Consider the following 13,172-nt stretch of genomic DNA (forward strand, 5'->3'; position numbering starts at 1 on the left):
GCCCCGCGACCACCCTGCCAATAGTTCGCATCGAGGGGGTCAGAGGTTCAACTCCCCAGAGGTTCAACTGGTTTCGGTCAGAGCTGATCAAGGGGGACCGCACTCGGCGGGTGGCTGTACCCGTAGCAGACGCAAGAGCCCGACCGCTGGCGACGGGGGATGCGCAAGCGATCGGGCTACGCAAGCGTAGCAAGGCCGTCCTGTTGGCGGGAGCCTGCTGCAGGCCTGCGGCGCTGGCGCGTGATCGATATCACGCCGTCAATAGTCGCACGGAGGGTCGTACGGAAGCCGGGGCAGGTACTCCTGCCACTTCTCCGGTGTCAGCACTCCCCGAGTGGTCGAGCAGATATGACCGATCGCCGCGTCGACGTCCAGGTTCCACAGCCGCAGGGTGTCGGCACCGCTCGATACGCCGAGCAGGTGGCTCTTGGGGCTGAACGACAGGAAGTTGCCCCTCTTGGCGTTCGGGCTGATCGACTGTCCGATGGCCGTGGCCTCGGTCGGGTGGGCGACGTTCCAGAGGCGGACCGTGTTGTCGTTGCCGCCGCTGGCCAGGGTGTGGCCGTCTTGACTGAACGTCAGTGAGGCGACCGCCTCGGTGTGGCCGGTGAGTGGGGAGCCCAGTGGCCTTGCCCCGACGGGGTCGGAGGTGTTCCAGAGGCGGACTGTGTCGTCGTTGCTGCCGCTGGCCAGCGTATGGCCGTCCGGGCTGTAGGCGAGCACGTTGACGGGGCCGAGGTGGCCGCTCAGGGGCGCGCCGAGTTGGGTGACGTGACGGGAGTCGGTCACGTTCCACTGTCGGATGGTGGTGTCCGCGCTGCCGCTGGCCAGCGTACGGCCGTCGGGGCTGAAGACGAGGGCGTTGACGTACCCGGTGTGACCGGTGAGGGGGGCGCCGATGGGGAGGAGGCGGGACGGGTCGGCGGCGTTCCACAGCTGGATGGTCCGGTCGTCGTAGGCGGTCGCGAGCATGTGCCCGTCCGGGCTGAAGGCCAGCGCGTCGGGGCCGGCGAACCGCGTGCGGAGTGCGACGGGCGGGCCGTCGGGGACGGGGTGGGCCGGGTCGGAGACGTTCCACAACTGCACCGACTCTGCGGTGTTGTCTCCCGTCAGCATCGCGAGGGTGCTGCCGTCAGGGGAGAACACCAGCGACCGTGGGGAGCCGCCCCCGGGTGTGAAGGGTTCGCCCAGCGCCACTGGCCGGCCGGGCGTCTCCACGTTCCACAGTCGGACCCTGCCGTCGCCTGCGGCCGTGGCCAACACCCGTCCGTCCGGGCAGAACGCACCGATACGGCCGATCATGTCCAACGTCGGGATCGACCACAGGCGGACCTTGCTGTCACCGTTCCCGGTGGCGAGCGTCCGGCCATCAGGGCTGATGCCGAGCGCGTACATCTCACCGCTGCCGCCGGCGAGCGGCTCGCCGACCCGGGACGGGTACGCCGGGTCGCTGACGTTCCACAGGCTCGCCGTGCTGTCCGCGCTGGCGGCAGCGAGCATGGTTCCGTCCGGGCTGAAAGCCACCGACCAGACGGGGCCGGTGTGGCCGGTGAGCGGCGCGCCGAGCGCTGCCGCGTGACGTGGGTCGGCCACGTTCCACAGCCTGATGGTGTCGTCCGCACTGCCGCTGGCGAGTGTCCCGCCGTCGGAGCTGAACGCCACGGAGTGCACGGTGGCCGTGTGCCCGGTCAGCACGGTGTCGATCGGCGTCGGACGGCTGGGATCGGCCATGTCCCAGAGCCGGATCGCGGCGTCGTCGCCACCCGCGGCCAGCGTGCGCCCGTCGGGGCTGAACGCCACGGAGCGTACGGCGGCGGTGGATCCGGTCAGGGTGCCGAGCGTCTTCGGCCGACCAGGGTCGGTCATGTCCCACAGGCGGACGGTGTGATCCTCGTCGGCGGAGGCCAGTGTGCGGCCGTCCGGGCTGAAGGCGAGCAGGTAGATCGTGCCGTCATGGCCGGTCAAGGGCCCGTCGATCGGACGTGGGCGACTCGGATCCCGTACGTCCCACAATCGGATCGTGCCGTCGTCCGAGGCACTGGCGAGGGTGTGGCCGTCCGGGCTGAAGACCGCGGTGCTCACCCAACTCGCGTGACCAGTAAGGGGTTTGCCCAGGGGGATGGGGTGGGTTCGGTCCGCCACGTTCCACAGCCGTACGGTGTGGTCGTAGCTGGCGGTGGCGAGGGTCCGCCCGTCCGGGCTGAACGAGGTGAGGTAGACGGCGCCGGTGTGGCCGAGGAGGGGCGTGGCCAGCGGCGCATTCACGATCGAGATGATCCGATTGTTCGTGCTCTCGTCCTTCGGCCGCAGGCGGTGGGCCACCAGGTCGAGTTGGGCGGACAACGACGGATCGGTGTACTGGACGCGGTCGGCCTCGGCGAGCACCTGGTCGAAGACAGCGTCGTCGCGCTGCTGCCACGCCAGCACCGCCGCGCCGACGGCCAACATGGCGAGGACGACCAGAGCCGACACGGCACCCCGGCGCACCCGGACCGTACGCTTGTGCAGGCTGACCGAGGCGGCCAGGAACTCCACCGCGCTGCGGGTCAGGAAGGTGTCACCGGCGGATTTCGCCCAGCCGTAGGCCTGGTCGAGGCGGGACCCCCGGTAGAGCAGCGACGAGTCCCGATGCGAGCCTTCCCAGGCCCGGCCGTCCTCCTCCAGGCGCTGGCGCAGCAGGTTGCCGTTCCGGTCTTCGTCGATCCAGTCGCGCAGGCGAGGCCAGGCGTGCAGCAGCGCTTCATGGGTGATTTCCGCCGTCTCCGCGTCCAGCGTCACCAGCCGCGCCCGCACGAGTGCTTCGAGCGACTCCTCCGTCTTGCCGGGGTCCGTCGACTCCTCGGCCAACTGCCGCCGCGTTGCGCGCCTACGGGTGGCCTGGGTGTCCTCGCCCAGCCGGACCAGACGCAGTAGGAGCAGCCTCGCGGCGGTACGCGCCGCCGGATCAAGACCGGACCACGCCTGCTCGGCGGTTGCGGCCACCGCCCCCTGGATCCCGCCCGCCGCCCGGTAGCCGGCCAGCGTCAGCCGCCCCGCCTTCCGCCGCTGCCAGGTCGCCAGCAGAGCATGTGAGAGCAACGGCAATACCCCCGCGTTGTGCGCCCCGCGGGGTCCATCGGCACCCACTTCCCGGACGATGAGCTCCGCCAGCCCCGGCTCAAGCTCCAGTCCTACGGCCTTGGCCGGACCGGTCACCGCCTCGCGCAGCTCAGTGGTGGTCAGCGGCCCGAGCACCATGTGGCGGTGTTGAAGCGCGTCGGCCAGTTCGGGATGGCTGAGGCACTGCTCGTAGAAGTCGGCGCGTATGCCGAGGACGACAAGCACCGGGGCGTGCTCGCCCGGCTCTGCGGGCGAGCACGCGGCGTGGAGGACCTGAATGAAGAGGCGCCTGCGCACTTCGTCGGAGTGGAGGGTGAATGCCTCCTCGAACTGGTCCACGATCACGACCGGACGGGTTGCGGAGTCGGCCTCGCGATGGGCCCAGGCGGTGACGGCCCCTCGCACGGCACGCGCGAACTCGGGTGTGCCAGGTGCTACGGCAGCCGGTTCCTCTGGCGCCGACCCGTCCATGGCCGCGACGACGCCGGCGAGCTCGGGGATACGACGGGTCAGCTCGGCGAGAGGATCGACGCCCGGCACGAGTTGCACTACGGGACCAGCCTGCCCGCTCCCCTTCCCCAGCGCATTGCTCTGCAAGGCGGGCACGAGACCGGCATGGAGGAGGGAGGACTTGCCGGCCCCCGAAGCGCCCACGAGCATGACCAGGCCACCCGTCCGCTCTGCCGCGCGGAGCAGGGCGACGAGGGTGTCCGTGCTCCGTTCACGGCCGAAGAACCATCGGGCATCCTGCTGACGGTAGGAAGCGAGCCCCCGGTACGGACACACGCCGCCGGTGATGACGGCCGGCGTTTCGCCACGGGCCCGTTCGTCCGCTAGCGCCTCCGCCCCTGCCTCCGCGGATGCGGTGGTCCGGTCTCCGGCCGGATCGGCCACCGCCCGTTCCCACAGGGACTGCCACCGGGCGACGTCGTATAGGCCTGCGGACACGGGCACAGGCCGCGAACGCCGGGCCTCGGGGATCAGGATGTGCAGGACGGCGGAGAGGGCGGCGAACTGGGCAGGCACGTTCCTGGCCCGTCGCCAGTCACTGATCCGCTGGGCCGACACCCGCACGGGCAGCCCGCGTTCGTCGACCCGCTGCAGCCGGACGACCCCCTCGGACACGCGCTTGAGTGGAGGGTTGCCTGCCTCCTTGTACAGCAGCGCGAGCTGTTCGGCGAAGGCAGCGCGTGCCCCTGTGTCGGGAGCCAATGCCTCTCCCTCCTCACTTCCCCCGCCGTCGGACGTCCGGACCGGAAAACCCACTTTATCTACCTGACCTGCGGCTAAGCACCGATCGGACGCCAGCACCCTCCTCGGCGTGCGCCCCGACTGGCACGATCGGAATGCGTCGTCCGGACAGGCCCCAGGCCCAGTGCTCGGAGACCGCCCACGAGGCCGCCGCATGGTCCGGTACCGGTCCCCACAGGGGAGGGACCGGTGCCGAACCCTGCGGCGTCGAAAAGCGGGTCGGGCTGGATGCTGATTGCTCAGCAGCCGACCCGGCCTCACATTTCCCTGCCGGGATGGTGGGCGTCGACCTCGTAGCCGCTTCGTCCCGAATAAGGCCCTGGATCATGCACTGCCCAGGCCGTGGAGGCTCGGGCACTTGCTCGGACTGTCATGCACCGCCGGGCAGCCCAGCTGCGCGGCAGGGTGATCTCGCGAACCGGCCCTGCAGCTACCGCTCAACTGCGTAGCCCAGCCTGGGGTGCCCGGGCAGCCCGTGGGTTCCGTCCGCGTGACGGATGGAACCCAGACGGCTGCGTCAGGTGCCAGGGGCATGTATTCCGTGCGCGCCCTTCTGCACGTGTGCTCGGGATGCTCTCTCTCAGCTCTGGTTGCGATTCGAGCTTCCTCTCGGAGGTGGCAAGAGCAGGTCTCGTTCCGGGTGGCTCTCGCCGCTGACCTTGCCCTGGACGCCGAGGTCCTGGCGGGCGGCGTCGTGGAACTCGTTGATGGTGCCGAAGACGGCGCGGTTGCGGGTGCGCCACTCGTCGAGTGTGCCGTGGACCTTGCCGCCGGCCTGCCAGTCGACTTCGAGGGCTGCCGCGTTGAGCCGGTGCGCGGCTTCTACGACCTCGTCGCCGCCGAGGAGCATGATGCGTTCGAAGGCGCGGCCACGCTGCCAGCCGGCATCCGCCAGCTCCGTGGTGAGCTCGTGCTCGCCCTTGGGGCTCGCGTGGACGCCCTCCTTGTGCTCGTAGAGCTGGACGGCGAGGAAGACGCACGACCTGATCTTGTCGATGTAGCCCTCGTACGCGTTGAGCTTCTTCTCGTCCCACCGAGTCAGCAGCTCGTGTTGTTTCCGACGCCGCTCCATCGCGTGGTTGGTGAGGTGCGTCGTCAGTGCACCCGTGAGGACGGCTGCGATCGTCACAATCTGCTCGGCCGCGGCCAAGTCGCCCCCCCAGACATGCAGTTCTCTTGATGTCTTGAGGATTCTAGGAGTTGGACGGGATGCGTGGCCCTGCCAATGGCTGACTTGCCGCATGTCTGGTGGTGCGCGCTGTGGCAGCAGGCTGAGATCGAGCAGCTGGCGGTGTGGGCATGGCACCGGGACTTCATTGAGTGCGGCCTCGGTCGGCCAGGCCACCCCATCCCTGAAGCGCTGATCACGGATGAGCCCGGACACCTCTCGGTCCTGGAGAGGTGTCCGGGCTCTTGCCGTTCCGGCCGCGAGACGAAATGCTCAGGCCCCGTCGGGGTACTGCCACGCCAGACCCGCAAGCAGCTCTGCCCTGGCTTCGATGACCGTCATCCGGGCCTCGCGCTCGGCGCTGTCGACGTGCGCGGCCTGGCTGGTCACCTGGCCGGGCCACTTTCGGTAGTGCAGGCCGACCTCCGGGGAGAACCAGCCACGGCTCACTGCGCTGAGTGCGAGGAGGAGACCGGTGTCCTCGGAGGCGGGGAGGGCCATCCAGGCGCCGAGGGCGAGCAGCAGGTCGCGCCGGATGCAGAGCGTCGCCGGGTGGACCTGGGCGCGGTAGTCGTGAGCCTTCCAGTGCTCCAGGACGGCACCGCGCTCGATGGGGCCGGCGGGCGGGTCTTGGTCGAAGCCGACGAACGAGCCGTCCGGGAGCAGGTCAAGGACGCGCGAGGTCGTCCAGCCGATCTCGGGGTTCGAGGTGAGCGCGGCGATATCGCGCGCGAGGGCGCCGGGGGCCAGCTGGTCGTCAGCGTCCAGCACCTTGACGTACTCGCCCTCGGCTCGGGCCATCGCCATGGTCCGAGCCATGCCCGCACCGCCGGGTCGGCCCTGGCGGAAGCTGATCCGGATGTCGTCGGGGACGTAAGGCGCGACCTGGTCGCTCCTGCCGTCTTCCTGGATCAGCCAGAGCCAGTCCCAGCCCTCCGGTAGTTCCTGCTCGCAGAGCGACTTGTAGGCGTCCGGCAGAAACGACGCGGCCGGCGGGTGGACGGCGGTGACGATGATGATGCGCCGCTGCACGGCCCTCACCACCTTTCCAGTCGAGTGGTGAAGGTCAGCTCCGTGCGGTCGCCCGGGAGGGTGACGTCAGCGATGTCCACGACGCGCCCGTCGACGTCGATGGAGGTCTTCCGCAGCACCAGGACGGCGGTGCCGGGCGGCAACTCCAGTTCCTCGGTCTCCTCGGCCGTCGGTGGCCGAGCGGTGACGCGCTCGATGACCCGGTCGACCTCGATGTCGACTGTGTGGAGCTGGTTCTGCGTCCCGCCCGGCCAGGGTTCCTTCGTGGCGTCCAGAAGGTCGGGGTTGCCCGCGATCATGTCGTGGACCAGGTACGAACGGGTGAGGTTGAAGGGAGTCGATTCCGTGCGGTAGCGCGTCCGGAAGGTTCGCTCCAGCAGAGTCGTTCCTTCTGCCACTTCGAAGGCGGCGGCCCACTCCGCATCTGCGGTGATCTGCCGGTACTCCGCATCGAAGACCAGGTCGTTCAGCTCCAGACCGGTGTCGCGCTCCGTCGCGCCGGTCTGCTGGCGCTCCGTCAGCGAGCCGCGTGCGCGGTTCTTCTCCCACTGGTGCCGGTCGTTGCTGCGCTGCACGAGTTTGCGCGCCTTGCGGACGAAGTTGCCGCGGCCGTGCTGCTTCTCGATCAGCCCTTCGGCCTGGAGGAGGGCCAAGGCCTGGCGAATGGTCGGGAGGCTTTTGTTGAACCGCTCGACGAGGTTCGTCTCTGCCGGCAGCCGGTCGCCGGGCTTGAGTTCACCTGCCCGGATGAGCTGGCGGAGGTCGTCTGCGATGCGCTCGTACGCCTTCGCCATGGTGATCACCGTCCTAGTCGGCTAGCGGACACCAGCATACGAGTCCTTAAGAGGACTTGATGAGTTGGGGTGGCGCAGCTCATAGTCTTGGATAACTCCTAAAGAGGACCTGAGGACAGGATCTCTTGAAGAGTTGCGGGCGGCTGGGCACGGTGGCCGGTGCTGCTGATCAGGCCGACGGCGGCGTCGTGGTGATCCATCTCTCTGGAGGGGACCTGCGCCAGGTCCAGCGGTACGACCTGGAGCTTGTGGGCCGCCGGCCCGAGCCGACGACGGCCGGCGGGAGTGTGGCGTCGTGGGGTGTCCACAGTGTCGCCTTCGTGGTGGCGACACTCGGCGGCGGCGCCGAGCTGGCCTCCGGCGGCGGCTGGCTGTTGGCCTTCCTAGTCGGCCTCGGCGCCTCTTCTGCCGTCATGACGGCCTTCCAGGTCGTGCAGCGGATGGCCGCCCCGCGGCGCATCCACGTCTGACCGATCCGTTGCCAGCGGCGGCGGTCGACGGATCGAGGAAGCCCGCTGCCCTGGCTGAAGATCCCGAAGGTGCTGACCGACGAGCGGATGGGCCACCTCGACGGCTCTGTGGGGGCCCGCTACTCCCACGTCACGCAGGAGATGCGCGACGAACTCATGGAAGGCCTGACCCGGATCTGGGAGGAGGCGCTCGCCACCCGTCGGCGGATGTGCCCCCGCTCACCTGTGGCTGTGCTCGACGCCTTGCTGAGGGGGAGTCAGTAGAAGTCGCGCCGGAGCGGCCGCCCAAGATCCACTCCCCAGCTCACTCCCCAGCAGTCCCCACAAGCGTTGAGAAACCAGTCAGGGCCGGTGTCCCTTGCGGGACACCGGCCCTGAGCTGGTGTTACTGGGTCGGGGTGGCGGGATTTGAACCCACGGCCTCTTCGTCCCGAACGAAGCGCGCTACCAAGCTGCGCCACACCCCGGTCTTACTGTTTGTCGCTCCGTCTCCTTCGCGACGAGTAGAACTCTACCGGACGCACGCCGAGACACGAAATCCGGTTTCGGGCGGGCGTCCGGTCGGGGTCAGCGGGGGGCCGGGGTGAGGGTGAGGAGGGTGGCTTCCGGGGGGCAGGCGAAGCGGATCGGGGTGTAGCGGTTGGTGCCGCAGCCGGCGGAGACGTGGAGGTAGGAGCGGTGGCCGCCGGCCTGGTGGGTGGAGAGGCCCTTGACCCGGCGGGTGTCGAGGTCGCAGTTGGTGACCAGGGCGCCGTAGAAGGGGATGCAGAGCTGGCCGCCGTGGGTGTGGCCGGCGAGGATCAGCGGGTAGCGGTCGGCGGTGAAGGCGTCGAGGACGCGCAGGTAGGGCGCGTGGACGACGGCGAGGGAGAGGTCGGCGTCGGCGGAGGGGCCGCCGGTGACCGCGGCGTAGCGGTCGCGGCGGATGTGGGGGTCGTCGAGGCCGGTGAATTCGAGGTCGAGGCCGTTGAGGGTGAGCCGGCCGCGGGTGTTGGTGAGGTCGAGCCAGCCGGCCGCGTCGAAGCCGTCGCGGAGCTTCTCCCAGGGGTTGTGCACGGCGCCGCTGATGCCGCGGTTGCCGGTGCCGTCGGGGTTGTTCATGCCGTGGACGCCGCTGCGCATGGCCTGGAGGTAGCGGGCCGGGTTCTTGCGGGCCGGGCCGTAGTAGTCGTTGGACCCGAAGACGTAGACGCCGGGGAAGTCCATGAGCGGCCCGAGCGCGTCGAGGGTGGCGGGGACGCCGAGCGGGTCGGAGAGGTTGTCGCCGGTGTTGACGACCAGGTCGGGGCGGAGGCCGGCCAGGCTCTGCAGCCAGCGCTGCTTCTTGCCCTGTCCGCTCACCATGTGGATGTCGGACACCTGGAGGACCCGGAGCGGCTTGGCGCCCCGGGGCAGGACGGGGACCTCGACCCGGCGGAGCCGGAAGGCACGTACCTCGTACCCGACGGAGTAGGCGAGGCAGGCGGCGCCGGCGGCGGCGACACCGAGGGGAACGGAGTACAGCGGTCGCATCAGCCCATGCTCTCAGACGGTGGATCAGGTGGTGAACGTCCGGTGGGGCGGTCCGGACACGGCCGCGCTGGCCCTCGCCGGATCGGTGTCCCGTCGGGCGCGCAGGGCCCGGATCTTGTTGCGGTTGCCGCAGCGCTCCATGGAGCACCAGCGCCGCCGCCCCGGTCGGGAGGTGTCGACGAAGATCAGTCGGCAGTCGTGCGCCCCGCACTCCCGGATCCGGTCCGCGTACGGGCCGGTGAGCAGGGCGATGGCGTCCCGGGCGAGGGTGGAGACCAGCTGGGCCCCGTCGGCGGGGTGTTCCCAGGCCATGGTGGAGGCGGGCGCGATCTGCGGGACGAGCGGCGGGTGGGCGGCGGCCCGGTTGAGGACGGCGTGGTCCTCGGCGTCGCAGGCGCCGCCGGTGTCGCCGTGGGCGAGGGCGGTGGTCAGGCGCCAGAGGGCGTCGCGCAGGGTGCGGGCGGCGGCGAGCTGGTCGGCGGTGATCCGTACCGTCCCGACGGCCAGCCGCAGCCGGCACCGCGGGAGCCAGTCGGTGAGGTCGGACGGGTGGTGCAGCGCCTCCCACCGGGCGTGGGCGCCGGGGCCGCCGGTGGTGAGCAGTTCGAGGCAGAGGGCGCCGGGGTCGAAGTGGAAGCCGGTGCCGCCGGGGGTGGTGAGGAACAGGCCGGCGGCGGGTTCCGGTGCTCCGTCTCGCTCCGTCATGTAACCAGGGTAAGTGGTTACGCGTGGCCGGAGCGGCCGGAGGCGCCTGTCGAAGCGCCCGCCGGAGGCGCTTAATGGCAAGCGACGGAACGCCGCAGGTGGGAGACTCATGGCCATGACGACGCTCAAGGAGCAGCTGCACGAGGACCTCACGGCTGCCATCAAGGACCGGGACGAGCTGCGCTCGTCCACCATCCGGCTCACGCTGTCCGCCGTCACCAGCGAGGAGGTGGCGGGCAAGCAGAAGCGCGAGCTGTCCGACGCCGACGTGCTGAAGGTGATCACCCGCGAGGCGAAGAAGCGCCGGGAGGCGGCCGAGGCCTTCGACCAGGCCGGCCGGGTCGACCAGGCCGCGCGCGAGCGTGCCGAGGGCGAGCTGCTGGCGGGTTACCTGCCCAAGCAGCTCTCGGACGAGGAGCTGACCGCGATCGTCACCGCCGCCGTGGCCGAGAGCGGGGCGAGCGGCCCGCAGGGGATGGGCGCCGTGATGAAGCTGGTCAAGCCGAAGGTGGACGGTCTGGCCGACGGCGGTCGGGTGGCCGCGGCAGTGAAGGCCGCGCTGGCCTGAGCCGCGCCTGAGCCACGCCTGAGCTAGGCCCGAACAGCACGCCGAAGGGGCGCCCCCCGGAAGATCCGGAGGGCGCCCCTTCGCCGTCGTGCGGGGCCGGTCAGCCGTGTCGGCCGCCGTTCCCGTTGCCGTTCCCGCCCCCGCCGATCATGCCCGGCGGGAGGGTGAACCCTCCTCCTATCACCCCACCCGGCCCGTTCCCGTTCCCGTTCCCGTTGCCGCCCGGCGCCGGCGGCGGCGGGTTCTGGCCCGGCTGCTGCGGCGGCTGGGCGGCGTTGGGGTCGGGCGTCGGGCTGGTGCCCGGCGGGGGAGTGGCCGGCTGCGGGTCCGGGATGTTGGTGGTCTGGATGGGCTCCAGCGGCGAGCCCTTGAGCGCCTGGTTCATGGCCAGCTGCCAGATCGGGCCGGGGCCGTCGGCGCCGAACACCTCGTCGAAGTGCTTGCCGCCGATGTTGATGTTCTTCATCTTGACGCCGCCGGCCGGGCCGCCGAGCCAGACCGCGGTGGCCAGCGACGGGGTGTAGCCGTCGAACCAGGCGGCCTTCTTCTCGTCGGTGGTACCGGTCTTACCGGCGATCTTGCGGCCGTCGTCCAGGCCGAGGGCGGCCGCGGTGCCCTTCTCGGTGACGTTGAGCAGGACGGTGTTGAGCGAGTCCGCGGTCGACTCGGAGAAGGCCTGGCTGCACTGGGACTGCGGGACCTTGAGTTCCTTGCCGTCCACCGTGGTGATCTTGTTGATGGCGATCGGGGTGCAGTACTTGCCGCGCGCGGCGAAGGTGGCGTAGACGTTCGCCATGGTCAGCGGGGAGAGCTCCAGGGTGCCGAGGACCATCGAGGGCACCTCCTGGAACTGGTCGCCCTTGGCGGACTGGGTGATGCCCAGCTTGTTCGCCATCTGCTTCATCGCGCAGAGGCCGACCTGCTGCTCCATCTCCACGAAGTAGGTGTTGACGGAGAGCGCCATGGCCTGCTTGAGCTCGTACGGGCCGACCTCGCCGGTCGACTCGTTCTTCACCGTGGCCTTGGGCTTGTCGGTGTTCTTCCAGGTGCCGTTGCAGGTCGACATCTGGGGGTAGTCGATCTTGTTCTCGGACGGGAACGACTGGGTGTTCGACATGCCCGACTCCAGCGCCGCCGCGGCGAGGATCGGCTTGAAGGTCGAACCGGTCTGGAAGCCGTTGCCGCCGCCCATCGAGGAGTCGACGTTGAGGTTGACGACGGTCTGGTTCTTGTTCGGGTCCAGGCCGTACGGGCGGGTCTGGGCCATGGCGAGGATCTTGCCGGTGCCGGGCTCCATCATGGTCGCCGCGGCCGACACCTGGTCGGTCACGTTGACCTTCTTGGTGACGGCGTTCTGGGCGGCGGCCTGCTTGTCCGGGTCCAGCGTGGTGTAGATGTTCAGGCCGCCGGTGTCCCACAGCTTCTTGCGGTCGTCGGCGTTCTTGCCGAAGGCCGGGTCCTGCTTGACCACGTGGCGGACGTAGTCGCAGAAGAAGCCCATGCCGGCCTGGGCGGTGATGCAGCCGTTCTGCGGGTCCTTGTACTTCAGACCCAGCGGGGCGGCCTTCGCCTCCTTCGCCTGGTCGGCGGTGATGTGCTTGTTCTCCAGCATCTTGTCGATGACGACGTTGCGACGCTTGAGCGTGTTGTCCGGGTAGCGCACCGGGTCGTACTGGGACGGGTTCTGGACCACGCCGGCCAGGGTGGCGGCCTCGGCGACGGTCAGGTCCTTGTTGCTCTTGCTGAAGTAGCGCTGGGACGCGGCCTCGACCCCGTAGGCCTGGTGGCCGTAGAAGGTGATGTTGAGGTAGTTGGTGAGGATCTGATCCTTGGTCAGGTCCTCCTCCAGCTTGATGGCGACCTTGAGCTCCTGGATCTTGCGGCCCAGGGTCTTGCGCTGGGCCTCCAGGACGGCGGCCTGGTCGTCGCCGGCCTTCTCCACGTTGACGTTCTTCACGTACTGCTGGGTCAGCGTGGAGGCGCCCTGGGAGGCGGTGCCGCTCTCGGCGTTCTTGCCGACCGCGCGCAGGATGCCCTTGAGGTCGACGGCGCCGTGCTCGTAGAACCGGGCGTCCTCGATGTCGACCTGGGCGTGTCGCATGAAGGGCGACATCTGGTCGGCGGTGAGGACGGTGCGGTCGCGCTCGTAGACCTTCGCGATCAGTCCGCCCTTGGCGTCGAAGATCTGCGTCGCCTGGGTGAGCGGCGGGGTCTTGAAGTCGTCGGGGATGTTCTGGAAGCTCTCCGCCGTGTCCTTGGCGGTCAGGCCCATGGCGCCGACGGCGGGCAGGGCAAGGCCTGCCAGCAGGACTCCGGAGAGCACGCTGACGCCCAGGAACTTCACGCCGTTGCTGACGTGGTCGATCGGTGATCCGCTGCTCTTGCGGCGCGGAGCTCCGGTGTTGCCTGGGGGCGGGGATGCCTGGGGGCGCTTCGGTGCCATGGGGAGAACCCTACGTCCCCGATTCCCGCACATCGGGGCAGGTGTTCGCCTAGGCTTGTCACAAGCTTGCGACAGCTTCGGTGCGTCAACATTATTCACTCTTGTGAGTGGGGAGACTTGCCCGAATTGC

The 13,172-nt window shown here is 69.7% G+C and carries 10 protein-coding genes and 1 tRNA gene; 3 read left to right on the forward strand and 8 right to left on the reverse strand.

Translation table 11 applies throughout. The annotated features are described in order from the left end of the window. Positions 1–258: 258 nt before the first annotated feature. The 4 genes from ACIP4P_RS40945 to ACIP4P_RS40960 form a co-directional block, all read right to left on the reverse strand. The gene (locus tag ACIP4P_RS40945) at positions 259–4,311 is read right to left on the reverse strand and encodes an AAA family ATPase (RefSeq protein ID WP_400928281.1); all 4,053 of its coding nucleotides are present in this window, start codon (positions 4,309–4,311) and stop codon (positions 259–261) included. A gap of 619 nt (positions 4,312–4,930) precedes the next feature. Continuing rightward, positions 4,931–5,734 (reverse strand): hypothetical protein, encoded by an 804-nt coding sequence (locus ACIP4P_RS40950; protein ID WP_400928283.1) that lies wholly within the window; start codon positions 5,732–5,734, stop codon positions 4,931–4,933. A 57-nt stretch (positions 5,735–5,791) separates the two neighbouring features. Further along, positions 5,792–6,550 (reverse strand): glycosyltransferase family 2 protein, encoded by a 759-nt coding sequence (locus ACIP4P_RS40955; RefSeq protein ID WP_400928286.1) that lies wholly within the window; start codon positions 6,548–6,550, stop codon positions 5,792–5,794. A 5-nt stretch (positions 6,551–6,555) separates the two neighbouring features. Beyond that, positions 6,556–7,344 carry a GntR family transcriptional regulator gene (locus ACIP4P_RS40960; RefSeq protein ID WP_400928289.1) on the reverse strand — a complete coding sequence of 263 codons (789 nt, stop codon included), beginning with the start codon at positions 7,342–7,344 and terminating at the stop codon, positions 6,556–6,558. Positions 7,345–7,469: 125 nt separating this feature from the next. Here ACIP4P_RS40960 and ACIP4P_RS40965 point away from each other — a divergent pair, with 125 nt between their 5' ends. Together ACIP4P_RS40965 and ACIP4P_RS40970 are read left to right on the forward strand one after the other, a co-directional pair. Continuing rightward, entirely contained in the window at positions 7,470–7,814 is a 345-nt protein-coding gene (locus ACIP4P_RS40965; protein ID WP_400928292.1) for a hypothetical protein, read from the forward strand. A gap of 69 nt (positions 7,815–7,883) precedes the next feature. Further along, a complete protein-coding gene (locus ACIP4P_RS40970) occupies positions 7,884–8,078 on the forward strand; it encodes a hypothetical protein (protein ID WP_400928295.1) in 195 nt (64 codons plus the stop codon). A 129-nt stretch (positions 8,079–8,207) separates the two neighbouring features. Here the strand turns inward: ACIP4P_RS40970 and ACIP4P_RS40975 are convergent. The 3 genes from ACIP4P_RS40975 to ACIP4P_RS40985 all read right to left on the reverse strand — a co-directional run bounded on the left by ACIP4P_RS40975 (position 8,208) and on the right by ACIP4P_RS40985 (position 10,031). After that, positions 8,208–8,281, reverse strand: a tRNA-Pro gene (locus ACIP4P_RS40975). A 100-nt stretch (positions 8,282–8,381) separates the two neighbouring features. Further along, positions 8,382–9,326 carry a metallophosphoesterase gene (locus tag ACIP4P_RS40980; RefSeq protein WP_350517341.1) on the reverse strand — a complete coding sequence of 315 codons (945 nt, stop codon included), beginning with the start codon at positions 9,324–9,326 and terminating at the stop codon, positions 8,382–8,384. Positions 9,327–9,350: 24 nt separating this feature from the next. Next, entirely contained in the window at positions 9,351–10,031 is a 681-nt protein-coding gene (locus ACIP4P_RS40985; RefSeq protein WP_400928299.1) for a CGNR zinc finger domain-containing protein, read from the reverse strand. Positions 10,032–10,146: 115 nt separating this feature from the next. Here ACIP4P_RS40985 and ACIP4P_RS40990 point away from each other — a divergent pair, with 115 nt between their 5' ends. Continuing rightward, entirely contained in the window at positions 10,147–10,599 is a 453-nt protein-coding gene (locus ACIP4P_RS40990; RefSeq protein ID WP_400928302.1) for a GatB/YqeY domain-containing protein, read from the forward strand. Between the two features lie 100 nt (positions 10,600–10,699). Here ACIP4P_RS40990 and ACIP4P_RS40995 read toward each other — a convergent pair whose 3' ends face one another. Continuing rightward, complete coding sequence (locus ACIP4P_RS40995) at positions 10,700–13,042, reverse strand: transglycosylase domain-containing protein (RefSeq protein WP_400928304.1); 2,343 nt, start codon at positions 13,040–13,042, stop codon at positions 10,700–10,702. Between the last annotated feature and the right edge of the window lie 130 nt (positions 13,043–13,172).

Origin of the sequence: Kitasatospora sp. NPDC089509 (assembly GCF_044749365.1) — a bacterium.
Classification (GTDB): Bacteria; Actinomycetota; Actinomycetes; order Streptomycetales; family Streptomycetaceae; genus Kitasatospora.